19 protein-coding genes are annotated in these 24,182 nt (G+C 64.0%); 10 read left to right on the forward strand and 9 right to left on the reverse strand.

From position 1 onward, the window contains the following. Positions 1 to 54: 54 nt before the first annotated feature. Positions 55 to 1,080, forward strand: a complete 1,026-nt coding sequence (locus PAF18_RS11250; RefSeq protein WP_271115810.1) for an Ldh family oxidoreductase — start codon at positions 55 to 57, stop codon at positions 1,078 to 1,080. Positions 1,081 to 1,143: 63 nt separating this feature from the next. Here the strand turns inward: PAF18_RS11250 and PAF18_RS11255 are convergent, their stop codons facing one another. Further along, entirely contained in the window at positions 1,144 to 3,126 is a 1,983-nt protein-coding gene (locus PAF18_RS11255) for a Hint domain-containing protein (protein WP_271115811.1), read from the reverse strand. Positions 3,127 to 3,594: 468 nt separating this feature from the next. Here PAF18_RS11255 and PAF18_RS11260 point away from each other — a divergent pair, with 468 nt between their 5' ends. From PAF18_RS11260 to PAF18_RS11285, 6 genes are all read left to right on the forward strand, one after another. Beyond that, on the forward strand, positions 3,595 to 4,899 hold the full coding sequence (locus PAF18_RS11260) for an efflux RND transporter periplasmic adaptor subunit (RefSeq protein WP_271115812.1): 1,305 nt from the start codon (positions 3,595 to 3,597) through the stop codon (positions 4,897 to 4,899). 33 nt (positions 4,900 to 4,932) lie between these two features. After that, the gene (locus PAF18_RS11265) at positions 4,933 to 8,067 is read left to right on the forward strand and encodes an efflux RND transporter permease subunit (protein ID WP_271115813.1); all 3,135 of its coding nucleotides are present in this window, start codon (positions 4,933 to 4,935) and stop codon (positions 8,065 to 8,067) included. A 46-nt stretch (positions 8,068 to 8,113) separates the two neighbouring features. Continuing rightward, positions 8,114 to 8,971: an aldose 1-epimerase gene (locus PAF18_RS11270; protein WP_271115814.1), complete on the forward strand. Its 858-nt coding sequence runs from the start codon at positions 8,114 to 8,116 to the stop codon at positions 8,969 to 8,971. A 74-nt stretch (positions 8,972 to 9,045) separates the two neighbouring features. Next, entirely contained in the window at positions 9,046 to 9,888 is an 843-nt protein-coding gene (locus tag PAF18_RS11275) for an SMP-30/gluconolactonase/LRE family protein (RefSeq protein WP_271115815.1), read from the forward strand. Further along, a complete protein-coding gene (locus PAF18_RS11280; RefSeq protein ID WP_271115816.1) occupies positions 9,885 to 10,787 on the forward strand; it encodes a 2-dehydro-3-deoxygalactonokinase in 903 nt (300 codons plus the stop codon). The genes PAF18_RS11275 and PAF18_RS11280 overlap by 4 nt, the downstream gene beginning before the upstream one ends. Further along, on the forward strand, positions 10,784 to 11,386 hold the full coding sequence (locus PAF18_RS11285) for a 2-dehydro-3-deoxy-6-phosphogalactonate aldolase (protein ID WP_271115817.1): 603 nt from the start codon (positions 10,784 to 10,786) through the stop codon (positions 11,384 to 11,386). Before PAF18_RS11280 ends, PAF18_RS11285 begins: the two co-directional genes overlap by 4 nt. Positions 11,387 to 11,422: 36 nt before the next feature. On the opposite strand, the gene PAF18_RS11290 is transcribed toward PAF18_RS11285, so the two are convergent. The 8 genes from PAF18_RS11290 to araD all read right to left on the reverse strand — a co-directional run bounded on the left by PAF18_RS11290 (position 11,423) and on the right by araD (position 20,803). Continuing rightward, positions 11,423 to 12,349 carry a DMT family transporter gene (locus PAF18_RS11290; RefSeq protein WP_271115818.1) on the reverse strand — a complete coding sequence of 309 codons (927 nt, stop codon included), beginning with the start codon at positions 12,347 to 12,349 and terminating at the stop codon, positions 11,423 to 11,425. Positions 12,350 to 12,503: 154 nt separating this feature from the next. Next, positions 12,504 to 12,854, reverse strand: coding sequence for a DUF779 domain-containing protein (locus PAF18_RS11295; protein ID WP_271115819.1), 351 nt, complete (start codon positions 12,852 to 12,854; stop codon positions 12,504 to 12,506). Then, positions 12,851 to 13,915: a DNA topoisomerase IB gene (locus PAF18_RS11300; protein ID WP_271115820.1), complete on the reverse strand. Its 1,065-nt coding sequence runs from the start codon at positions 13,913 to 13,915 to the stop codon at positions 12,851 to 12,853. The genes PAF18_RS11295 and PAF18_RS11300 overlap by 4 nt, the downstream gene beginning before the upstream one ends. 101 nt (positions 13,916 to 14,016) lie before the next feature. Then, positions 14,017 to 15,543, reverse strand: a complete 1,527-nt coding sequence (adh, locus tag PAF18_RS11305) for an aldehyde dehydrogenase (protein WP_271115821.1) — start codon at positions 15,541 to 15,543, stop codon at positions 14,017 to 14,019. A 135-nt stretch (positions 15,544 to 15,678) separates the two neighbouring features. Then, entirely contained in the window at positions 15,679 to 16,626 is a 948-nt protein-coding gene (locus PAF18_RS11310) for a GAF domain-containing protein (RefSeq protein ID WP_271115822.1), read from the reverse strand. A 113-nt stretch (positions 16,627 to 16,739) separates the two neighbouring features. Further along, the gene (locus PAF18_RS11315; RefSeq protein ID WP_271115823.1) at positions 16,740 to 17,450 is read right to left on the reverse strand and encodes a ribonuclease activity regulator RraA; all 711 of its coding nucleotides are present in this window, start codon (positions 17,448 to 17,450) and stop codon (positions 16,740 to 16,742) included. Positions 17,451 to 17,464: 14 nt separating this feature from the next. Continuing rightward, positions 17,465 to 18,979 carry an aldehyde dehydrogenase (NADP(+)) gene (locus PAF18_RS11320; protein WP_271118118.1) on the reverse strand — a complete coding sequence of 505 codons (1,515 nt, stop codon included), beginning with the start codon at positions 18,977 to 18,979 and terminating at the stop codon, positions 17,465 to 17,467. An 81-nt stretch (positions 18,980 to 19,060) separates the two neighbouring features. Beyond that, positions 19,061 to 20,803, reverse strand: coding sequence for an L-arabinonate dehydratase (gene araD, locus PAF18_RS11325; protein ID WP_271115824.1), 1,743 nt, complete (start codon positions 20,801 to 20,803; stop codon positions 19,061 to 19,063). A 223-nt stretch (positions 20,804 to 21,026) separates the two neighbouring features. Between araD and PAF18_RS11330 the strand changes: the two genes are divergently transcribed. From PAF18_RS11330 to PAF18_RS11340, 3 genes are all read left to right on the forward strand, one after another. Beyond that, on the forward strand, positions 21,027 to 22,136 hold the full coding sequence (locus tag PAF18_RS11330) for a type 2 periplasmic-binding domain-containing protein (RefSeq protein WP_271115825.1): 1,110 nt from the start codon (positions 21,027 to 21,029) through the stop codon (positions 22,134 to 22,136). Positions 22,137 to 22,218: 82 nt separating this feature from the next. Next, positions 22,219 to 22,638, forward strand: coding sequence for a tripartite tricarboxylate transporter TctB family protein (locus tag PAF18_RS11335; protein ID WP_271115826.1), 420 nt, complete (start codon positions 22,219 to 22,221; stop codon positions 22,636 to 22,638). A 12-nt stretch (positions 22,639 to 22,650) separates the two neighbouring features. After that, complete coding sequence (locus PAF18_RS11340; protein ID WP_271115827.1) at positions 22,651 to 24,165, forward strand: tripartite tricarboxylate transporter permease; 1,515 nt, start codon at positions 22,651 to 22,653, stop codon at positions 24,163 to 24,165. Positions 24,166 to 24,182 lie beyond the last annotated feature (17 nt).

Below are 24,182 nucleotides of genomic sequence, written 5' to 3' on the forward strand. Positions count from 1 at the left end.
CCCCGTGCCGCGGCTTTAGATGAGGCGCACCCTGCCCGGAACCGGAGCCACCGCATGAGTCAGACCCTGACCATCGAGACGCTGAACGGCAAAGTCACGGAGATCTTCCGCCGCGCCGGTCTTTCGCCAATTCAGGCCAAAAGCGTTGCCGCCGTCATCACCGCCGGAGAGCGGGACAACTGCAAGTCGCACGGTGTTTATCGCATTGCCGGATGCCTGAAGACGCTGAAGGCGGGCAAGGTCGATCCCGATGCCGCGCCCGAGCTGGTCGATGATGGAAGCGCGGTGATCCGCGTCAATGCCGGCGGGGGCTTTTCGCCCGCCTCTTTCGCAATCGGCGCGCCGATCCTCGCCGAGCGCGCGAAGGCGCAGGGGATCGCCGCGCTCGTCATCAATGACTGCACGCATTTTTCGGCGCTCTGGCCCGAAATCGAGGCGCTGACGGCGCAGGGGCTGGCGGCAATGGCGATGTGTCCCAGCTATGCGACCGTCGCACCCGCGGGCGGGAGCGCGCCTGTATTAGGGACCAACCCCTTCGCCTTCGGCTGGCCGCGCCCCGGCCGCCCGCCCTTCGTTTTCGACTTCGCCACCTCGATCGTCGCGCGCGGCGAGGTCGAGTTGCACCGGCAGGATGGCAAGCCACTGCCGGAAGGCTGGGCTGTCGATCGAGACGGGCGGCCCACCACCGACCCCGAGGCCGCGCTTGATGGGGCGATGCTGCCTTTCGGTGCGCATAAGGGCTCGGCCATCTCGATCATGATCGAACTGCTGGCCGGGGCGATGATCGGCGATCTGACCAGCCCCGAGGCTCTGGACTGGCTGGGCGGCACGACCAGCTTGCTCCCACATCACGGCGAGCTGATCCTCGCCATGTCGCCCGAACGTTTTGCCGCCGGTCGGCCTGGCGATCCCTTTGCTCGGGCCGAAACGCTGCTGCGGGCGATTTCCGATCAGGGGGCGCGTCTGCCTTCGGAACGGCGATTTGCCGCACGAGAGATTTCGGAGCGGGACGGCATCACGCTGAGCGATGAAGAGATTGCGACGCTGGACAGACTTCTGGACGGGGCCGCCACCGGCTGAGCCTGGCAAAGCGAAAAGGCCGGAAGCAAACCCCGGCCTTTTCCAACATACACTCGCGCGGCGTCAGTGCAGCAGCGGCTGATTATGTTCGGCATGGCGCACGGCTAGCTTGCGGCCCTTGCGGCCCGATGCGAGGATCCGCGCCGCGTCCCTTTCGCTGCCATGACGTAGCTCTGGGAAGATGGCAAAGACCTCTTCCACCGCCGCAGGACCGATGGATTTCAGCGCCTCGGGGCCGGTATGCAGCGATTCCGCCTCGGCACCGTTGGCCAGCACGATCTGGTGATCGTCGAAGAGGAAATGGACATAGGTGACCTCTTCCATATCCTCGGCAATATCGATCCCGTCGATCTGGCAAAGCTGCTTGGCCGCCACAAGAACCTCGCGCGCGCCGAACATGCGATGCGCGATCTTCGAGCGGACAAGGACGCGGTGCTGCGGCGACAGGCACAGATCGTTATGGGGCAGCCCCTGGCCCAAAGCGCCCTTGCGGATGCGGATCGGGCGGAGATGCGGGTTTTCGGCAAGCTCGCCCGCGCCGAGATGGCGCTTGCCGATCCAGCGGATCGGCTGCGGTCCGGCGTCGCTGGTGTGGACGATATCGCCGATCTTCAGATCTCCGGCACGGCGGTCGCCGCGCGAGGTCGAAATCGCGGCATCCGCACTGAAGCAGACGACACTGGTATTGTCATAGGTCAGCTCGTGGCCGGGGACGTCGTCTTCGCCCTGCACGATGGTCAGCTCAAGCTCGGGCAGCGTCGTGCCGCCCACGGTCTGACCAGCGAGATCGTTCAGAACGCCGTCATCGTCCTGATCTGCGCGCAGCCATTGCAGCGGGTTGCGATAGGGCTCCAGCCCGTTCGCCTCGCGCTCGGCATTGATGAGGGCGAGATTGTCCTCGTTGTAGTAACCGCTCAGATCGACGAAATCGTTGTCGGTCTGGTCGCCGTTGGTGATGTCGTGCTCATCTCCGGTGCGGAAATCCTGGATCGTGTCACCGTCGCCCGCCACGAAGGTATCGTAGCCATAGCCGCCATAGAGCGAATCCGCCCCGTCGCCGCCATCCAGCGTGTCATTCCCGTCGCCCCCATCGAGGCTGTCTGCCCCTGCCCCGCCGGAAAGCGAGTCGTCATCGGCGCCGCCCAGCAGGCTGTCGGTGCCGTCGCCGCCTTGCAGCGTGTCGCTGCCATCCTGGCCTTCCAGCGTGTCGTTGCCGGCGCCGCCATCCAGAAGGTCGTCCCCGGTGCCACCCAGAATGGTGTCATCGCCGCCCTGGCCGTAGAGATCGTCATCCCCGCTGCCGCCGAGCACGGTGTCGTTGTCATTGCCCGCATAGACGGTATCGTTCCCGGCACCGGCGCGGATGTAATCCTCGTCATCCACATCGCCGGGAAGGATCGCGTCGTTGGAATCGACCTTGTCGCCGTCTGCGTCTTCGTAATTCGCGTCAATCAGGTCATCATTATCAGTGCCGTCGACATAGCCATCCTTGAAGGGCAGCGCCTCGCGGTCTGAGGATACGCCGCGGAAATTCGACGTGACGACCGGATTCTCGGGAATGCTTAGTGAGATAATCGGAAACTCGGTCAGATCGACTTCGTTGGCATTCGCGCCTTCGGCAATGGGTGGCGTCAGGAAGAGATTGCCGTTGACGTCCTGAATAATACGAACATCCACCTCGATGGTCCGAGTTCTGCCCCCGCCGATGGCCTGCACCACAGTGACATTATTGACGAGAACGCCGGAATCGATCTGCGAAGTGATTGGCTGGCCATCACGCTCATAGGTGATGTTCTCGAGCGTATCGCCGCCGTCATTGTGATTGAACTCGACCCGGCCACTGTCATCATTGTCGTTCAGCGTGACTTGAGTGCTCTCACTGAAAAGCGGATTGCTGGGCGTCCCGAAGCTCTGCCCGCCAAGTACCTCAGCCGCGTCTTCAGCGATATAGCTCGGAATTGTGTATCCGAGGAAGGTCGTCGTCTCTGTCGGGTCCATATCGGCCAACTGGCCGAGATACAGCATCTGATACGTCGTCGAGGCCATGAAAACCTTCCTCCAAACAAACCTAACTCGGGCAAAACAACAGCCGACGGCAGATGAAGAATTCCGGCTCCCGACGGGGTCCCGTCAGAGACGCGGACAGGATCGGGCCCGCGAGGAGTTGCGTTCTTCAGACTGCAAACCGTGGTGACGGTCGAATCGACGGGACAGCGCCCATAACAACGATTCTCTATTAGCAGGCGCTATACGACCTGTCACGTCGTCCTTACAACCTATGCGATAAACCTAACCAAATATACAACATTCTTCTGCGGCGCTCGTTCACCCACATAATCGGCGAAAGTTAACCCTATTTATATTCAGGCTTGATTTGATTGAAAAATCCGTCGGGCAAATCGGATTGCGCCTGCCCGCTCGCCAGAATAGATTGCACATGACCGTGATGGTGCCGTGAGGCGAAAACCCGCCAGTCGCTGTCCGGTTCCAGTCCTCGGCATCGGTTGTGACAGTATGACATTTCTCCAGAATTCTCTGAGCGCCGCGGTTTTTGTCGGCGCGATATTGGCCGGTGCCGCCACGGCGCAGGAACAACCGGGAGGCGAAGCGCCGCCGCCCGCCGTCACCATCGTCACGCTCTCGGCGCAGGATGTGACGTTGACCTCCTCCCTGCCTGGGCGGGTGATCGCCTCTGCCGAGGCAGAGCTGCGGCCTCAGGTCAATGGCCTCATTACCGAGCGACTGTTCGAGGAAGGCAGCGTCGTCGCGGCGGGTGACCCGCTGTATCGCATCGATCCGCGCAGCTATGAGGCCGCCGTGGCGCAGGCCGAGGCGGCGCTGGCGCAGGCGCAGGCCAATGCCGATGAAGCTACCCGTGAGGCCGAGCGTATCGGCTCGCTGCGAGACCGGAATGTCGCCAGCCAGCAGAATGAAGACAGCGCCATCGCGGCACGCGACGCGGCGCAGGCGCAGGTGAGTGCCGCCGAGGCGCAGCTTCAGGCAGCCGAGATCGACCTGGACCGGACCACGATCACCGCGCCTCTGGATGGGGTGATCGGTCTGGCTCAGGCCTCGCAGGGGGCGCTCGTGACCGCCAGCCAAGCGACGCCGCTGGCGGTGATCCGCCGGATCGACCCGGTGAAGGTCGATGTGACCCAGTCCGCCGCCGAGATCGTCCGCTGGCAGCGCCAGGGCGCACAGGCAGCGCTGTCCAGCCAATCCGACCGGACGGTCACGCTGCAACTGGCCGACGGGACGGATTACGAACATACGGGCTCGCTGACCGCCGCCGAGCCGCGCGTGGATGAGACCACGGGCGTGGTCACGCTGCGCATGGAATTCGACAATCCCGACAGGCTGTTGCTGCCCGGGATGTATGTGCAGGCCGTGATCCCCCAGGCCGAGCTTCGGGGCGTGATCCTCGCCCCGCAAGAGGCGGTGACGCGCGACCGGCGCGGCCGCCCCGTCGCCTATGTGGTCAATGCCGAGAACGTCATTGAGGAGCGGATGCTGGACATCGTGCAGGATCGCGGCAGCGATTGGGTCGTGCGCGAGGGGCTGGCCGAGGGCGACCGGGTGGTGGTTGCCGGGTTTCAGCGCATCGGCGCGGGCATGACCGTGACCCCGGAAGAGCGCGCCGAGACAGAAGGGGAAGCCTCTGCGGCGGAGGCCCCTGCCGAGAATGCGGCGAGCGAGGGCCGAGCCGAGGCAGAACCTGCGGAGGAAACTCCGGCTGAGACGGCGCCGGAAGAGCCGGCGCAGACCGATGACGGCACAGCCACCGAGACCGACGACGCCGACGCTGAAAGCGCAAATTAAGCCGGGTCCGCCCGGATCATCGAAGGCAAGATCATGGCCCGTTTCTTTATCGACCGCCCGGTTTTCGCTTGGGTCATCTCGATTATCATCATGGGGATCGGGGTGCTCTCGATCCTGTCGCTTCCGGTGGCGCAATATCCGCAGATCGCGCCGCCCTCCGTCTCGATCCGCGCGAATTACCCCGGTGCCTCGGCCGAGACCGTGTCGAATACGGTGACCCAGATCATCGAGCAGCAAATGACCGGGCTGGACGGGATGCGCTACATGTCCTCCAGCTCGACCTCGGCGGGCACGTCTTCGACGACGCTGACCTTCGAGACCGGCACCGATGTCGATATCGCGCAGGTGCAGGTGCAGAACAAGCTGAGCCAGGCGACCTCGCTTCTGCCGGAACCCGTTCAGCGTCAGGGAATCTCGGTCGAAAAGGCCACCTCGGGCTTTCTGATGGTGATCGGTCTGATCGGGAACGAGGATTACGACGACGCGGATCTTGCCGATTACATGGTGACCAATCTCGTCGACGATCTGAGCCGGATCGAGGGGATCGGCTCGGTTCAGGTTTTCGGCGCGCAATATGCGATGCGGATCTGGCTGGACCCGTCCAAGCTGGCCGCCTATGAGATGACGCCCTCGGACGTGGTTGCGGCGGTCTCGGCGCAGAATACCCAGATTTCCGCGGGGGCGTTCGGGGCGCTGCCCACCGTCGAGGGCCAGCAACTCAACGCGACGGTGACGGCCCAGTCACTGCTGTCGACACCCGAGGAGTTCCGCCAGATCGTGCTGCGTGCGCAGGAAGATGGCGGTCTGGTGCTGTTGCAGGACGTGGCGCGGGTCGAGATCGGGGCTGAATCCTATGTCGCCAACGCGACCTATAACGGCCGCCCCTCTTCCGGCATGGCGCTGAGCCTCGCGCCGGGGGCCAACGCGCTCGACACGGCAGAGCTGGTCAAGGACCGGATGGAGGAATTCGCCGAGTTCTTCCCCGAGGGTGTCGAATACGTGATCCCCTTTGACACTTCGCCCTTCGTCGAGATCTCGATCGAGGAGGTGGTCAAGACGCTGATCGAGGCGATCGTGCTGGTCTTCCTGGTGATGTATGTGTTCCTGCAGAACTGGCGCGCGACGCTGATCCCGACGCTGGCCGTGCCCATCGTGCTGCTTGGGACATTCGGCATCATGGCGGTGTTCGGATTTACCATCAACACGCTGACCATGCTGGCCATGGTGCTGGCAATCGGTCTGCTGGTCGATGATGCCATCGTGGTGGTGGAAAATGTCGAGCGCATCATGGAGGAAGAAGGGCTCGACCCGCGCGAGGCGACGCGCAAGTCGATGGGTCAGATCACAGGGGCGCTGATCGGCATCGCGCTCGTCCTCTCGGCAGTATTCGTGCCGATGGCGTTTTTCGGTGGCTCGACGGGGGTGATCTATCAGCAATTCGCGATCACCATCGTCTCGGCCATGGCTTTGTCGGTGGTGGTCGCGCTGACGCTGACGCCGGCGCTGTGCGCATCGATGCTGAAACCCAGCCATGGCAAGCGCGGTGGGCTGTTCGGGCTGTTCAATCGCGGCTTCGATTCGACCACCAACGGCTATACCTCGGCGGTTGGCTGGCTGGTCCGCCGCCCGCTGCGGATGCTTCTCGTCTATATCGGCATGGCGGCGGTGATGGTGCTGCTGTTCCTGCGCACGCCGCAGGGCTTCCTGCCCGAAGAGGATCAGGGCATCATGTTCGTGCTGATCCAGGCACCGACCGGCGCCACTGCCGAGCGCACCGGTGACGTGCTCGACCAGGTGCAGGATTATTTCCTGAACGCAGAGGCGGAATCGGTAGATTCGATGTTCGGCGTGGTCGGGTTCAGCTTTGCCGGACAGGGACAGAATGTCGGCATGGCCTTCGTGCGGCTGAAGGATTGGGAGGAACGCACCGATCCCGCCCAGTCCGTGCAGGCCATAGCCGGGCGAGCCTATGGCGCCCTCAGCCAGATCCGCGACGCCATGGTGTTCCCGGTCGTGCCGCCTGCGGTGATCGAGCTGGGGAACGTGTCAGGCTTCGATTTCTATCTTCAGGCGCGAGGCGGTCAGAGCCACGAGCAGTTGCTGGAAGCGCGGAACCAGATGCTGGGCATGGCCGCACAGAGCGAGATGATCACCCAGACCCGCCCCTCGGGGCTGGAAGACGCGAGCCAGTTCCAGTTGAATATCGACTGGCGCAAGGCCGGGGCGATGGGGATCAGCGCCACCGATGTGGCCAATCTGCTGCAAGTGGCCTGGACCGGATCATATGTGAACGACTTCGTGGATCGCGGGCGGATCAAGAAAGTCTATGTGCAGGGTGAGGCGACAAGCCGGGCCACGCCGTCGGATCTGGACAAATGGCGGGTGCGCAACGCGACCGGCGGTCTGGTGCCGTTCTCGAATTTCGCGGAAGGCGAGTGGACCTTCGGACCGCAGGGGCTGAACCGCTATAACGGCGTGCCCTCGATGCAGATACAGGGCAGCCCGATGCCGGGCGTAAGCACCGGCGACGCCATGGCCGAGATCGAGCGGCTGGCCGGGCAGCTTCCGACCGGGTTCGACGTCGCCTGGACCGGGCTGTCACTGGAGGAACGCGAATCCGGCGACCAGACCATGCTGCTCTATGCGCTGTCGCTGGCAGCGGTGTTCCTATGCCTGGCCGCGCTTTACGAAAGCTGGTCGATCCCGCTCGCCGTCATCCTGGTCATGCCCATCGGGGTTCTGGGCGCACTTCTGGGGGCGTATCTGGGCGGGTTCGACAATGGTGTGTTCTTCCAGGTCGGGCTTCTGACCGTGATCGGTCTAACCGGCAAGAACGCGATCCTGATCGTGGAATTTGCGCGCGAGCAATCCGTTGCCGGCAAGCCGCTGTTCAAGGCGGTTGTCGAGGCCGCGCGGCAGCGTTTCCGGCCGATCCTGATGACCTCGATCGCCTTCTCGCTCGGGGTGACACCGCTGGTCCTGTCCTCGGGCGCGGGGGCGGCGGGCCGCAACGCGATCGGCTCGACCGTGCTGGGCGGGACGCTGATGGCGACGGTGTTCGGCATTCTCTTCGCGCCGCTCTTTTACGTGCTGATGCGCCGTCTGCTCGGGCGGAAGGATAAATTCGACGACGAGCCGACGCCGCAGCCACAGGCGCAGCCCCGCTGAGGGACGCGGCAGAGAGACCGCAGCCCGATCAAAGGAGGGCCAGCCCATGCTTGTTCTGCGCAATGACGATCTCGTCCTCCATGTCTCGCGCAGGGGCGGCGCGCTGACCGAATTGCTGACCGCCTCGGGCGAGCCGCTCCTGCGTGGTTTGAGTGGCCCGTTCGATGTGCGCCGTGCCGCCTGTTTTCCGCTGGTGCCGCTTGGCAACCGGATCGGCGGTAACCTTTTCCATCATGACGGGGTGGATTACGTCATGCGGCCCAACACGGACGAGCCTCTCTACCTGCACGGGGATGGCTGGCTGGAGGAGTGGAGCGCACAGGAGGTAGATAGCAAAGAGCTGCGCCTGACCCTCGACCATCTCCACCCGCAGCACGGTCCGCATCACTATCATGCCGAGCAGCGGATCGAGCTGGACGGCCCCGCTCTGCGCCTGTCGCTGAGCCTGCGCAACGAGGGACCGGTCGCCCTGCCATTCGGGATCGGGTTTCACCCCTATTTCCCGAATGACGGCGCGCGGATCGGGTTCGATGCGCGCACCTTCTGGACGCAGGGAGCCGACAAGACGCCGGAAACACGGACGGCAATCCCAGCCGATTTCGATTTTTCAGCGCCGAAACCCCTGCCCGACACGCCGCTGGATAATGCTTTCGAAGGCTGGGACGGGCAGGCCCGGATCGACTGGCCAGAACGCAACATCTCACTGCGGATCGCGGCGGATCCAGTGTTTTCCACGCTGATGGTCTATGCGCCCGAAGAGGATCGCAGCTTTTTCTGTCTTGAACCGATGTCCCATCTTCCCGACGCGCTGCGCCTGCAAGGGGCCAAGGGGATGCGGGTGCTCGCTCCGGGCGAGACGCTGGCTGGCGGGATCGAATTGCGGATGGTCGCTTCGGCGGGCTGATGAACGTCGGGGTTGCACCCTACCGCCAAAGCGCTACCACTTTTCTGGACCGACAACCGACAGGAGACACGCGCATGGCGGTTTATGATGACCGGGTCTGCACACTTGGCGAGGGGCCGCTCTGGCATCCCGAGCGGCGGCAATTCTTCTGGTTCGACATCCTCGGACAGCGGCTTTTGTCGCGAGAGGAGGACAACCCGCTGGAATGGCGCTTCGATCGCATCGCATCGGCGGCGGGCTGGGTGGACCGCGACCGGCTTCTGGTGGCGACCGAGACCGACCTCTCGGTGCTCGATCTGCGCGACGGCGCGCTGAGCCATGTCGTCGATCTGGAGGCGGACCGTCCCGATAATCGCTGCAATGATGGCCGCGCCGACCGACAGGGCGGTTTCTGGATCGGCACAATGGGCCGGGCCGGGCAGAAGAAGCAGGGCAGTATCTATCGCTATTATCGGGGCGAGCTGCGCAAGCTTTATTCGGGGATCAGCACCACCAACGCGATGTGTTTTACGGCTGATGGGGGGACGGCGCATTTCTCGGACACGTCCGAGGGCAAGGTCTGGCGCGTGGCATTGGACAAGGACGGCTGGCCCGATGGCGCGCCCGAGCTTTACCTGGACCTGTCCGGGCAGAGCCTGCGGCCTGACGGCGCGATGATCGACAGCGAGGGCGCGTTCTGCGTCGCCTGCTGGGGGGCTGCGGCGGTGATCCGCTTCGATGCGGCAGGGCACGAGCTGAACCGGATCGCAGTGGCCGGAAGCCAGTCCTCTTGCCCGGCATTCGGCGGCGCAGACATGCGGGATCTGCTGGTCACCACAGCGACCGAGAAGATGAGTGATCCCGGCCCGGATGAGGGGCTGACCTATCTGGTCCGCGCCGATGTGCCGGGGCTGGCGGAGCCGCAGGTGCTGCTGTGAATGCGGCTGAAGCAGAGTGGATCGCCGCCGATTGGGGCACCTCGAATCTGCGGATCTGGGCGATGCGCGGCGCCGATATGCTCGAGGCGCGTGGCTCGGACAAGGGCATGGGCACGCTGAGCGGCGCGGATCAATTCGCGGCCGAGCTGGCCCGGCTGAGCGAGGGCTGGCCTTCCGTGCCCGTCCTCGCCTGTGGCATGGTCGGCGCGCGGCAAGGCTGGATCGAGGCGCCTTATCGCGCCGTACCCTGCCCCGCCATCCCCGCCTTGAACGCCGTGCCCGGCGATCCGGGCGGACGAAAGGTTCTGATCGCCAGCGGGGTCATGCAAAGCGACCCGCCCGATGTGATGCGCGGCGAGGAAACCCAGATCGCCGGCCTTCTCGCCGCCAAACCCGATTTCGATGGGGTGATCTGCCTGCCCGGCACCCATACCAAATGGGCGCGGATCTCGGCCGGCGAGATCGTGCATTTCCAGACCGTCATGACCGGCGAGATCTTCGCGCTGCTGTCGCGGCAATCGGTGCTGCGACACAGCCTCGACGGCACCGGGGGCGAGGATGACGGCACCGCCTTTGCCGATGCGGTCGCCACCGCGCTCAGCCAGCCGCATCAGGCCTGGGCACGGCTGTTCCGGCTGCGCGCCGCGGGGCTGATCGGCACGGCCAACCCGGCAGAGGCCTCGGCCCACCTGTCAGGCACGCTGATCGGGCTGGATCTGGGTGCCGCCCGGCCGCATTGGCTGGGCCAGCAGGTGCTGATCCTTGGCAATTCGGGGCTTGCGAGGCTGTATGAGACCGCGCTGACCGCGCAGGGCGCCGCCCCGGTGGTGGGCGATGCCGACACCGCAACCCGCGCCGGGCTTCTGGCCGCCTGGCGTCAGCAAGAGGACATGACATGACCCGCCCCATCATCGCCATTCTGCGCGGCATCACCCCGGAGGAAGCGCTGCCCGTCGCCGGCGCGCTGATCGCGGCAGGCGTGACCACGATCGAGGTGCCGCTGAACTCTCCCGATGCCTTTGACAGCATTGCGCGGATGCTGCGGACGCACGGGACCGAGGCGCGGATCGGGGCGGGGACGGTTCTGACCACCGACGAGGTTGCGCGGCTGGCCGGGCTTGGCGGTCATCTGGCTGTCTCGCCCAACTGCAATCCCGCGGTGATCCGCGCCACCGTCGCTGCGGGGATGGCAAGCTGGCCCGGCATCATGACCCCGACCGAGGCGTTCGCCGCGCTCGACGCGGGCGCCACCGGGTTGAAGCTGTTCCCCGGAGAGCTGATCGGCCCGGCCGGGCTGAAGGCGATGAAGGCGGTGCTGCCCGCAGGCACGGCCTGCTATGCGGTGGGCGGCGTCAATGCCGAGACCCTGCCCGATTGGCGTGCCGCCGGGGCTGCCGGGATCGGCGTCGGCTCGGGGCTGTATCGTCCCGGAGACACCGCCGAGACCGTCTCCGAACGTGCGGCCGAGCTGGTGCGGCTCTGGGATGAAGGGGCGTAGGCCGGTGCGTTGTGGCAGTATGCGGCGGCAGGCGGCTCAGGGCGTCATTGCCTTGCGCTGACGATCCCGTTCCAGCCCCAGTTGCCGCTCGCGCCAGATGATGATGATCCCGGCAAGGATCACCAGCGAGGCCCCCGCCAGCATGGTGGGCGTCGCGATCTCGTCAAAGAACACCCAGCCGATCGCCACCGACAGAAGCATCGAGACATATTCGAACGGCGCGATCAGCGACGCCTCGCCGAAGCGGTAAGCCGAGGTGAGGAAGATCTGTCCAAGACCGCCGAGTATCCCTGTCGTCACCAGAAGTGCCGCGGTCTGCGCGTCGGGCATGACCCAGCCGAAAGGCAATGTCGTCAGAGCAAGCAGCGACGAGGTCACCGAAAACCAGAACACGATGGCAGAGGTCTGTTCCTCGTGGACCATCCTGCGAATGAAGATCTGCGCCAGGGCCGCGCAGCCCGCCCCGCTGAGCGCCAGCACCGCGCCAAGCGTGCGGGTCACGTCGCGCGCGCTGTCGCCTAGACCGAGCTGCGGGCTCAGCACGATCAGCACGCCGCTGAGCCCGAGCGCCACCATGGACAGCCGGAACAGCCGCACATTCTCGCCCAGAAACATCGCCGCAAAGATGACCACCAAAAGCGGCGCGGCATAGCCGATGGCGATGGCCTCTGGAAAGGCCAACAGCCCGAGCGCCCAGAAATTGCATCCCATTGCCGCGGTGCCTGCGATGCCGCGATAGAAATGCCCCATCGGCCGACGGGTGCGCAGCCCGACCGACAGGTCGCCCCGCCAGACGAGCCACAGCAGAATGACCGGGATCGCGAAGAAGGACCGGAAAAACACCTGCTGCCCCGGCGGCACGCCGAGACCACCCTCCGACGTAGCCTTGACGAGGGCCGCCATGACGGTGAAGACGGTCACGCTCATGCATTTGAGGATGATGCCGCGAATTGGGCTGTCCATCTGTCGGGCCTTTTCGGGCTGAAACCGGAGGGATGCTGGCGAAGCGTCAGCCTCGGGTTAGTTCCCGGCGCCGGTGGGGTCAAGCGTCGGCGCGGCTGGCGATATCGGATAACCGGCGGATAAGGCGAGTTTTTCGTTGTGCGGATCGCGCGAGCTATCGCTCGGCGGGCTGATCCGGCACGGCGCAGACTTCCGAGCGGGTGAGAAACCGTTTCTCACGCCCGTTATCAAGGCTGAACATGCCGCCGCGCCCCGCCACCACGTCGATGATCAGATCGGTGTGCTTCCAGGTCTCGTATTGCGACGCCGAGATATAGAAAGGCATGCCGCCGATATCGCCGATCTTCACATCCCGCTCGCCAATCTTGAAATCGCCCGCCGGATAGCACATCGGCGACGAGCCGTCGCAGCAGCCGCCCGACTGGTGAAACAGGACCGGGCCGTGCTCGGCGATGATCTCATCCAGCAATTCAAGCGCGGCTTCGGTGGCGGTGACGGTGCTCATGTCTTCAACCTCTGCTTCAGGAATTTGAGAACCTGCTTTTCCTCGGGCCGCAGTCCGGGCTTTTTCAGGTCGTCAGCGATCTTGTCGCGCAGTTCGAGCTTCAGTTCTTGCGCCATATAGGCGTCGATAATCTGGGGGTGGACATAGCATTTCCGGCAGATCGCGGGCGTGTTGCCAAGCCGTGCCGCAACGTCCTCGATGGCATCGCGGACATTGGCCTTGGCGGCGGTCTCGCTGTCGGCTTTTTCAAATTCGGACAGGGCGAGCGCCGCCAGCACCGTGCCCGTCCAGGTGCGGAAGTCCTTCGCCGTGACCTCACGTCCCGACACCTCGCGCAGGTAATCATTCACGTCGCCGGAGTCGATCTCGTGGCGCGCGCCATCCTCGTCGAGATACTGGAACAGATGCTGGCCGGGAATATCCTGCGCGGCGCGGACGATCTTGGCGACACGCTTGTTGCGGATATCCAGATCCCATTCCTTGCCGCCCTTGCCCTTGAAGCGAAACCGGATTTCCGAGCCGTCAAAGCTGACATGCCGGTCACGCAGCGTGGTCAGACCGTGTGACTTGTTGTCCTTGGCATAGCCGGTATTGCCGACGCGGATCATGGTGTTTTCCAAAAGCCACACGATGGTCGCGAGCATCTTTTCAGCCGGCAGGCCACGCTTTCCCATGTCGTCGCGGACCTTGCTGCGGATCTTGGGCAGCGCCGCCGCGAAATCCAGCATGTGATCGTATTTGGCCGAGTCGCGCAGCTCGCGGAATTCCGGGTGATAGCGATACTGCTTGCGACCCTTCGCGTCACGCCCGGTGGCCTGGATATGGCCACGCGGATCGGGGCAGATCCAGACATCCTCATAGGCCGGCGGAATGGCAAGCGCGGCCAGCCGCTTGCGCTCGGCCTTGTCACGGATCGTGTTGCCCTTCGCGTCGCGATAGGAAAACCCCTTCCCGGCCCGGACACGCGTGATGCCCGGCATGTCGTCATTCACATACAGCAGGCCGGCGCTGACCGCCGCGTCCTCTGCATCGACGATGGAACTGTCCTGATCCTTGGGCATGGCTTTGACCCGCAATGCTGCCTTAACCCTGAATAACGTCGCAGGACCCGCAAGAGTTGCCGTAACCGGGGCGAGCGCAAAGGCCCGCCCCGAAAGCTGCATCAGAAGAACCCCAGCTTCTTGGGGCTATAGCTGACCAGAAGATTCTTGGTCTGCTGATAGTGATCCAGCATCATCCGGTGATTTTCGCGCCCGATGCCGGACTGCTTATAGCCTCCGAAGGCCGCATGGGCCGGATAGGCGTGATAGCAATTGGTCCAGACGCGGCCCGCCTTGATCGCACGGCCTGCGCGATAGCAGGTATTGGCCTCACGGCTCCACACCCCGGCGCCGAGGCCGTAAAGCGTGTCATTGGCGATCTCGATCGCCTCTTCCTTGGTCTTGAAGGTCGCAACGGATACGACGGGGCCGAAGATTTCTTCCTGGAAAACACGCATCTTGTTGTTTCCCTTGAAGATCGTCGGCTTGACGTAATAGCCATTCGACAGCTCGCCCCCCAGATCGGCAGCCTCGCCGCCGGTCAGCACCTCGGCACCCTCCTTCTTGCCAATGTCGAGATAGGACAGGATTTTCTCTTGCTGCTCCGAAGACGCCTGAGCGCCGATCATCGTGCCTTCGGCGCGCGGATCGCCTTGCTGTATGGCCTCGACACGCTTCACGGCCTTTTCCATGAACCGGTCATAGATCGATTCCTGGATCAGCGCGCGGGACGGGCAGGTGCAGACCTCGCCCTGGTTCAGCGCGAACATGGCGAAGCCCTCAAGCGCCTTGTCGAAGAAGTCGTCATCCTCGCGGGCCACGTCCTCAAAAAAGATATTCGGGGATTTCCCGCCCAGTTCCAGCGTCACCGGGATCAGGTTTTCGGCGGCGTATTGCATGATCAGCCGGCCCGTCGTCGTTTCGCCGGTGAAGGCGATCTTGGCGATGCGCGGGTTCGAGGCGAGCGGCTTGCCGGCCTCCAGCCCGAAACCGTTGACGATGTTCAGCACACCCGGCGGCAGGATATCGGCGATCAGCTCGGCCAGAACCATGATGCTGGCGGGCGTCTGTTCGGCCGGCTTCAGCACCACGCAGTTCCCCGCTGCAAGCGCGGGTGCGAGCTTCCATGTCGCCATCAGGATCGGGAAGTTCCACGGGATGATCTGGCCGACCACGCCCAACGGCTCATGATAATGATAGGCCAGCGTGTCATGATCGATTTCCGAGATGCCACCCTCCTGCGCGCGGATCGCGCCGGCGAAATAGCGGAAATGGTCGATCGCCAGCGGGATGTCGGCAGCCATGGTCTCGCGGATCGGTTTGCCGTTGTCCCAGGTCTCGGCGGTGGCGAGCTTTTCCAGGTTCTGTTCCATCCGATCGGCGATCTTGAGCAGCATGTTGCTGCGCTCGGTCGCAGAGCTGTTGCCCCAGCCCTCGCGCGCCTTGTGGGCGGCGTCGAGCGCAAGTTCCACATCATCCGCGTTAGACCGCGCGATCTCTCCGATTTCGGCGCCGGTGACGGGTGTGACGTTGTTGAAGTATTTTCCCGAGCGCGGGGCCACGAATTCGCCGCCGATGAAATTGTTATAGCGGCTGGCGAATGGAACGGCGCTTTCGCCGGTCATGTTCTTTGGCTGGTCATTGGCCATGTTCAGTCCTCCTCCTCATATCCCGGCGGGTTTCAGGCCGGGTCCGGATCAAGGATGGGGACGGGCCGGGATTCGCTCAATCAGCCGGAAGGCAGTGTGTCCCGGAAATTGTCTCAGCGGCGAGACAGTCCGGCCCTATTTCTGGTCGAGACCGAGCCGCGCCATGCGCCGATACAGCGTTGCGCGCCCAATCTTCAGCGCCCGCGCCGCGGCAGAAACATTGCCACCGCTGCGGGCGAGAGCGCGCGCAATCGCGGCGCGCTCGCCCTTGTCGAAGCCACGCATCTCATCATCCCACTGCAACAGATCGACGGCAGGGCGGGCCGGGATATCGCCCTCTCGCGGCAGACCCAGCACCTTGCGGGCGGCGCGAGTGGCGCCGATGGTCAGGTCATCCCTGTCAACGGCGATCAGCGCGGCCGCGCCGCCGCGATCTTCGCCCGCAACGATGATCCGCGCGGCAGGAAAGCTGGCGCGGAACAGCATCGCCTCGATGGCGGATGCCGTGCGGGCAACATGTGCCTCGATCAGGCGGTGGAACTCGTCCCCGCCAGCCCGCGCCGAGCTGACATCGAGCGCGGCGATAAGATGCCCGTCGGGACCGAAGATCGGCGCATCCATGCAGGTCATCGCGGTATTACGGGTATGAAAATGTTCCTCGCCGGCGATGGTCAGGGCGCGGCCCTCGGCAAGGCAGGTGCCGATGCCGTTCGTGCCCTGAGCGGCCTCGGACCAGTCAAAGCCCTCCGACAGCCCCCACTCGCGGAACTGCATGGCGTCGCCGTCGCGCACGCGCTGTGCCAGAACCAGCCCCCGCGCATCGGTCAGCAGCACATTGCAACCCGACAAGCCGACCAGATCATAAAGCTGGTCGAGCTGCGGTGCGGCGAGGTTCACCACCCATTCCATCGCCGCGATCCGATCAGATAACTCGGCAGCCGTGGCCCGTCCGGGCAACCGGGTCTCTGCCGGGTCGAGCCCATATTTCACCAGCGAGCGCCGCCAGGATGACACCAGCGACGAGGCCGCACTTGCGGATTGTGACTGTTCGGCCACGAAGTCGGCGTGAGATTTCCGCGCCATGATTCCACTCCCCGGCAGACAGGTTAACAAATGCCGGGGATTTGCGAAGGGATTTCTGGCGGGCTTGACGCCAAGCCGGCCGGTGCATTCGGGCGGGCGAAAAGAAACGCGTCCTAGCGGTTGTTTTCCTTGCGCCAACGCTCGAACGCCTCTCGATGCTCATCCTTGGTGCAGGGATAAAGCCCGATGATCGCCGCGCCGTCCTTGACCCGTTCGACCACGAAATCCTCATAGGCGGTCATCTCGACGGCCTCGTCGGCGATCTCGTCGGCCATTTCGGCCGGAATGACGATCACGCAATCCGCATCGCCCACGATGATGTCGCCCGGAAAGACCGGGGCATCGCCGCAGCCGATGGGTTCGTTGATCGCGATCGCCTCGTTATTGGTCAGGTTGGTCGGGCTGGAGGGCCGCGTGTGATAGGCCGGCATCTCGAGTTCCGCGATGACGGCAGCGTCGCGGAAGCCTCCATCGGTGACGACCCCGGCCCCGCCGCGCTTCATCAGCCGGGTGATGAGGATATCCCCGGCGGATGCGGCATTGGCCTGTTTGCGGCTGTCCATGACCAGAACCGACCCCTCGGGACAGGTCTCGATCGCGACGCGCTGCGGATGCTCCGGGCTGCGGAACGCGGCCAGCGTGTTACGGTCCTCACGTGCGGGCATGTAGCGCAGGGTGAAGGCGGGGCCGACCATGTTGCGCCCTTTCCAGCCGACAGGGTGGACGCCCTGAATGACCTGGTTCCGCAGACCGCGCTTATACAGCGCCGTGGCCAGCGTCGCGACAGATACACCCATCAGCTTTTCTCGGGTTTGCATGTTCATGGCCGCCCCTCCTCTCAGGCGATGTCGGCGGGCAGCACGCCCTCGGGGATGTTCTGGAAGCTGACCGGCCGCAGGAAACGGCGGATGGACAGCGTGCCGACGGATGTCGCGCCGAAATTGGTGCTGGCCGGGTAAGGTCCGCCGTGAACCATCGCATCGGCCACCTCGACGCCGGTCGGAAAGCCGTTCGCCAGCACCCGGCCCGCCTTGCGTTCCAGCACCGGCAGCAGCTTGCGCGCCGCATCGGTGTCGCCGTCATCCATATGAATCGTCGCGGTCAGTTGACCCTCGAATCCCTTGGCGAGCTGCACCATCTCATCGACGCCGTCGACGCGGATCACCAGACCCAGCGGGCCGAACACCTCCTCGCCAAGCGCGTGATCCTGAAGATAGGTCTGCGCGTCGGTTTCATAGAGATTGGGGTTGGCTTCGCGGCCCGCGCTGTCGGTGGTCACGATTGGCTCGACGCTGTTGCGCCCGTCGAAGCGGGACTTGCCGTCGCGATAGGCCTTCGCGATGCCCTCGGTCAGCATCACCTGCGGGCCGACCTCCTTCAGCGCATCGGCTGCGGCCTTCACGAACGCATCGCCCTCGGCGCCTTTCCCGATCACGGCGATGCCGGGATTGGTGCAGAACTGGCCCGCGCCCATGGTGAGGCTTCCGGCCCAGCCCTTGCCGATCTCGGCGCCGCGGGCCTTTGTGGCCTCGGGCAGGACGAACATCGGGTTCACGCTGCCCAATTCGCCGAAGAACGGGATCGGCTCGTCGCGCTGCGCGCACAGATCGAACAGCGCCCGGCCACCGGCCAGAGATCCGGTGAAGCCCACCGCCTTGATCAGCGGATGCTGGACAAGCGCCTGCCCGACCTCGCGATTGCCGCCCTGGATCAGGCTGAACACACCCGCAGGCATCCCGGTCTTCTCGATGGCAGCGTGGATCGCCTCAGCCACGATCTCGCCGGTGCCGGGATGGGCGGAGTGGCCCTTGACCACCACCGGGCAGCCGGCGGCGAGCGCGGCGGCGGTGTCCCCACCCGCGGTCGAAAAGGCCAGCGGGAAATTCGACGCCCCGAACACCGCCACCGGACCGATGGGCCTCTGGATCATGCGCAGATCTGGACGCGGCAGCGGCTCGCGGTCGGGCAATGCGCTGTCGTGGCGGCGGTCCAGATAATCGCCCTTGCGAATATGGTCCGCGAACAGGCGCAGCTGGCCCGTTGTGCGCCCCCGCTCGCCCTGCAACCGCGCTTCCGGCAGGCCGGTTTCCTGGGTCCCGATCTCGGTGATCTGATCGGCGCGGGCCTCCATCTCATCCGCAATCGCTTCGAGGAATTTCGCGCGCTCTTCCCGGCTGGAATAGCCATAGCTCCAGAACGCGTCCTCGGCGGACTCTGCCGCGCGGTTCACCAAGCCTACTGTACCGGCGCTGAAATCATGGCTCGGGCCGTGGGCGGGTTCAGAGGCAAAGCTGTCATCGCTGCCGACCCATTCGCCTGCGATCAGGTGTTTGCCGTGGGGTTTGAAACTCATGTCCTGGTCCTCGGATTTGGTCATCTTCGGTCAAACGAACCCGGCATGGTACGGGTTCGATATTCGGTGAATGCAATCGGCTCAGAAAATATCCGGCTCTCCGGCGGGCTTGCCGAAATCCCGTTGCAGATAGTCGAAATCGCAACCTTTGTCAGCCTGGGTGACATGTTGCGAGAACATCCAGCCATAGCCCCGGTCGAAGCGCGGCTGCGGCGGCTGCCATGCGGCGCGGCGGCGGGCGATCTCTGCCTCGTCGACCAGCATGTCGAGCCGGCGGTTCGGCACGTCGAGCCGCACCGTGTCGCCCGTTTGCAGCAAGGCCAGCGGCCCGCCGATAAAGCTCTCCGGCGCGACATGCAGCACGCAAGCGCCGTAAGACGTGCCTGACATGCGCGCATCCGAAATCCGCAGCATGTCGCGATGGCCCTGCTTGATCAGCGCCTTCGGGATCGGCAGCATCCCCCATTCCGGGAAGCCAGGCCCGCCCTGCGGCCCTGCATTGCGCAGCACCATCACGTGATCGGGAGTGATGTCCAGATCGTCGTCATCCACGGCCTTCTTCATCTCGGGATAGCTGTCAAAGACAATCGCGGGGCCTTCATGAACATAGAATTTCGGATCGCAGGCGGCCGGCTTGATGACCGCGCCATCGGGGCAGAGATTGCCGCGCAGCACGGCGAGCGAGCCTTCGTGATAGACCGGGTTCGACAGCGGGCGGATCACATCGTCATTATAGATCTGCGCCCCTTCGATGCCCTCACCGAGGGTCTTGCCAGTCACGGTCAGCGCCGAGCGGTCCAGCTTTTCGCCCAGCTGGGTCATCAACGCACGCAGGCCACCCGCATAGAAGAAATCCTCCATCAGATAGTCTTTCCCCGAGGGCCGGACATTGCAGATCATTGGGGTTTCGCGGCTGAGCGCGTCCAGATCGTCAAGCGTCAGGTTAACCCCTGCGCGTCGCGCCATGGCGATAAGATGCACAACGGCGTTGGTCGAACAGCCTGTCGCCATCGCCACGATCACGGCGTTGCGCACCGAGATTTCGGTGACGATACGGTCCGGGGTCAGATCCTCCCACACCATCTCGACGATGCGCCGCCCGCAATCGCTGCCAAGCCGCTGGTGCCCTGAATCCGCAGCCGGTATCGAGGAAGCACCGGGCAAAGACAGGCCCAACGCCTCGGTGATCGACGTCATGGTGCTGGCGGTCCCCATCGTCATGCAGGTCCCGACCGAGCGCGCAATGCCCCCCTGGATCCCCAGCCACTCTTCATCGGTGATATTGCCGGCGCGGCGTTCGTCCCAGTATTTCCACGAATCCGAGCCGGAACCGAGGATCTTGCCAGCATAGTGACCGCGCAGCATCGGCCCGGCGGGCAGAAAGATCGACGGCACGCCCGCCGTGATCGCGCCCATCACCAGGCCCGGCGTGGTCTTGTCGCAGCCGCCCATCAGCACCACACCGTCAAGCGGGTGCGAGCGGATCATCTCTTCCGTCTCCATCGCCAGCATGTTGCGATAGAGCATCGAGGTCGGCTTGGTGAAGCTCTCATCGACCGAGAGCGACGGCATCTCGACCGGGAAACCGCCGGCCTGAAGAACGCCGCGCTTCACATCCTTCACCCGCTCCGGGAAATGGCCGTGGCAGGAATTCAGCTCGGACCAGGTATTCATGATGCCGATGATCGGCTTGCCAATGAATTCCTCTTCCGAATAGCCGAGCTGCATCATCCGCGACCGGTGCCCGAAGCTGCGCAGATCGTCCGGCGCAAACCAGCGGGCGCTTCTCAGCTGCTCAGATGTCTTGCCTCCCTCGCGGGCCATTGCGGTTCCTCCCATAGATAGGCGCGTGCCCCCTATGAATGCGTATCCATTCGATGCTGTCAATGGTATATGCCGCTCTAGAGGTGGATTTTAATTATTCTTGACAGGAAACCCCGATTCGTGTTGCCTTTAATGTATGCGTATACATACGCCGCCGGAATGGGGGAGCCTTCCGGCAGACCACATGAGACGGTCGCGGCTTGGGCGGCCATGGGAGGTTAAGATGACATTCACCCGCAGAAGCATTCTGGCCGCTGCGGCCTGCACCACCGCGCTGATCGCGCAGCCCTTCGCTGCCGCCGCGCAGGATCTGCCGCGCAATGTGCGGATGGTGATCGGCTCGAATTCGACGGGCGGCGACACCTATCAGATATCCTCGATGATTGCCGACGCGCTCGCTGAAGAGCTGGGCATCAATATCAAGGTCGATGCGGTCGGCCCGTCCGAGGCGTTCAAGGCCGTCGGACGCGACAGCCGCGGCACCACCATCATGCTGCATCACGACCAGTCCTATCTGGCCAATCTCTACGGCGTGCCCGGCAATCCGGACCCGTTCGAAGGCTATGTCGTCGGCCCGACGCTCGCGATCAATCCCGGCAATGCCTATCTGGTGCCGAAAAGCTCGCCCTACCAGACGATGGATGACGTGTTGCAGGCCGCCGCGGATGGCGAGCGGGTCCGCGTCGCCATCCAGCCGGGTGGCGTGTCCGAGATCGGCTTTTCGGCAATGCTTAACGCCGCGCGGATGAACCAGCCCGGCTCGGAGGAGAATATCGTCCCGGTCAATACCGGCTCTCAATCCGACAAGAACCAGGCGATGTATGACGGTCTGGCCGATGTCATCAACGGTTCGATCCAGGCGAATGAGCAATTCACCGCGCTGCCCGAAGATGATCAGAAGGCGATGCGCTTCGTCTGGATCACCGCCTCGCAGGAGGCTCTGGAACAGGGCCCCGAGGCCGGCATGGGCAATCTCAGCCGCGAGGACATGCTGCAATTCGCCGCACCGGCCACCACGGTTCCGATGACCGAATCCGAGCCCTTCACCTTCGATAAGGAGTTCTTCCTGATTTACAATCAGGACATGGACCCTGCCCAGATGGAGACGATCGACACCGCGCTCGCCACCATCTTCGAGGGCGACGCGCTGCGCGAGCGGATGCTGGAGGCATTTTTCATCCCCGATTACCGGCCGATGGAGGAAGGCGCGGCGCATCTGCGAGAGAAGCGCGATTCCTATGCCGAGGTGATCTCATCGCTGCAATCCGGCGATGAGGGCGGCGGCGATGACAGTGCCGAGGCTGAGGGTGAGACCGAGGCCGCGAGCCAGTAACCCGTCGACCCGGGGCTGCCCGGCAGGCGGCCCCGGCACCACCGCACCCGTGAGCCAACCGCATTTCGGAGGGAGGAGCACCATGGCCGAACTGCTGCAGGTGACCGTCGATTTCGACAGGTCGCATCTCATCTTTCCGACGCTGATCGGCGTCATCCTGATGCTTCTCGGCCTGGCCATCGCCTTGACCCATCGCCGCGCGATCGCAGGGTCCGGTGGAATGTGGTCGCGGGCTTTCGCGCATATGGACAAGGCCCGTTTCTTCGGCACGCTCGCGCTGACGGTGATCTATTTCCTGCTGATGGTGCCGGTCGGAAATATCTGGCCGAATACGGGGCTGGGCTTCCTGATCTGCTCCATCCCCTTCGTCGCGTTGACAAGCATCCTCTACATGCACGAACGCAACGGGCGAAGCCTGATTCCGGCAATGATCGTCGCGGTCGTCGCACCGACGCTGGTCTGGTGGCTTTTCACCTATGTCTTCGCGCTGACCCTGCCATAAGGAGCCGCGGTCATGGCCGTTTTCGAATTCATCTCGCCGATATATGTGTTCCTGATCTTCGCGGGCACTCTGGTCGGCATCATCTTCGGCGCCATCCCCGGCATGACAGCCACCATGGCGGTCGCGGTGTGCCTGCCGCTGACCTATTCGCTTGGCCTCGATAACGGGCTGGCGCTGCTGTTGGGGCTGTATGTCGGGGGGATCTCGGGCGGGCTGGTCCCGGCAATCCTTCTGGGCATTCCCGGCACGCCCTCCTCGATCACCACCACCTTCGACGGCTATCCGATGGCGCGGAAAGGCGAGGGTGAAAAGGCCCTGCGCATCGGCGTCGTCGCCTCTTTCGTGGGCGGGATCGTGTCGCTGCTGGCGCTGTTCTTCTTTGCTCCGGCACTGGCCGAGTTCGCCATCGCGTTCTCCTATGTCGAGAAATTCCTCATCATCCTTTTCGCGCTGACCGTCATGGCGGCGCTGTCCGAGAATATGTTGCTGGGGATCTTTTCCGGTTTCCTCGGCATCTTCATCAGCCTGATCGGCGTCTATGACGTGACTGATGGCGGCAATGGGCAATATCGCTTGATCCCGCCGGGGACCGAATATTGGCTGGAATATGGGTTCTCGCTGCTGCCCGTTCTGATCGGGCTGTTCGGTCTGGCCACGATCCTGGAGGGCGCCGAACAGGGCATGCCACGGGGGCAAAGCCTCGACGATATCAAGGTGGGCGAGCATTCCCGCTTTTCACTGTCGGTCTTCAAGGGGCAGATCGTGAACCTGCTGCGTTCCTCCGGCATCGGGACCTTCGTCGGCATCCTGCCCGGCGTCGGCGGCTCGGCCGCGTCGATCCTGTCTTACACCGCGACAAAGACCGCCTCGAAAGAACCGGACAGTTTCGGCAAGGGCAATCCGGCCGGGATCATGGCCTCGGAAGCAGGCAATAACGGGCTGACCGGAGGCGCGATGGTGCCGCTGCTGTCGCTCGGGATTCCGGGCGATGCGACGACAGCGCTGCTGATCGGTGCCTTCACCCTGCAAGGCGTCCAGGTCGGACCGCTATTCATCGGCAACAACCCGATGACGTGGGATTCGATGATCGTCGCCATGCTGATCGCCAATATTTTCATGTTCGCGATCATGTATTTCGCCATTCGCTGGCTGGCCATGGTCGTGGCGGTGCCGAAACATATCCTGTTCCCGGTCATCCTGATGATGTGCGTGATCGGGGCCTATACGATCAATTACGGCATCATGTTCGATGTCTGGACATTGCTGATCTTCGGCATCTTCGGCTGGCTCATGGTCAAGCTGCGGCTGGAGGTCGCGCCGTTCATCATCGGCTTCATCCTCGGACCCTCGGCAGAGATCTACTTCGTGAAATCGCTGGAAAGCTTCGGCACGCTTGGAATCTTCTTCACGAAAAGCTGGATCGCCATGCTGCTCTGGGTGCTGATCGCGGGATCGGTGATCGGGTCGGCCCTGCTGGCGCGGCGCAAATCGCGCGAGCGCGCAGCCGCCGCCGCGGCGCGCGGGTGACGAGGCTTGCGGGCCGG

Origin of the sequence: Paracoccus sediminicola (genome assembly GCF_027912835.1) — a bacterium.
Classification (GTDB): Bacteria; Pseudomonadota; Alphaproteobacteria; order Rhodobacterales; family Rhodobacteraceae; genus Paracoccus; species Paracoccus sediminicola.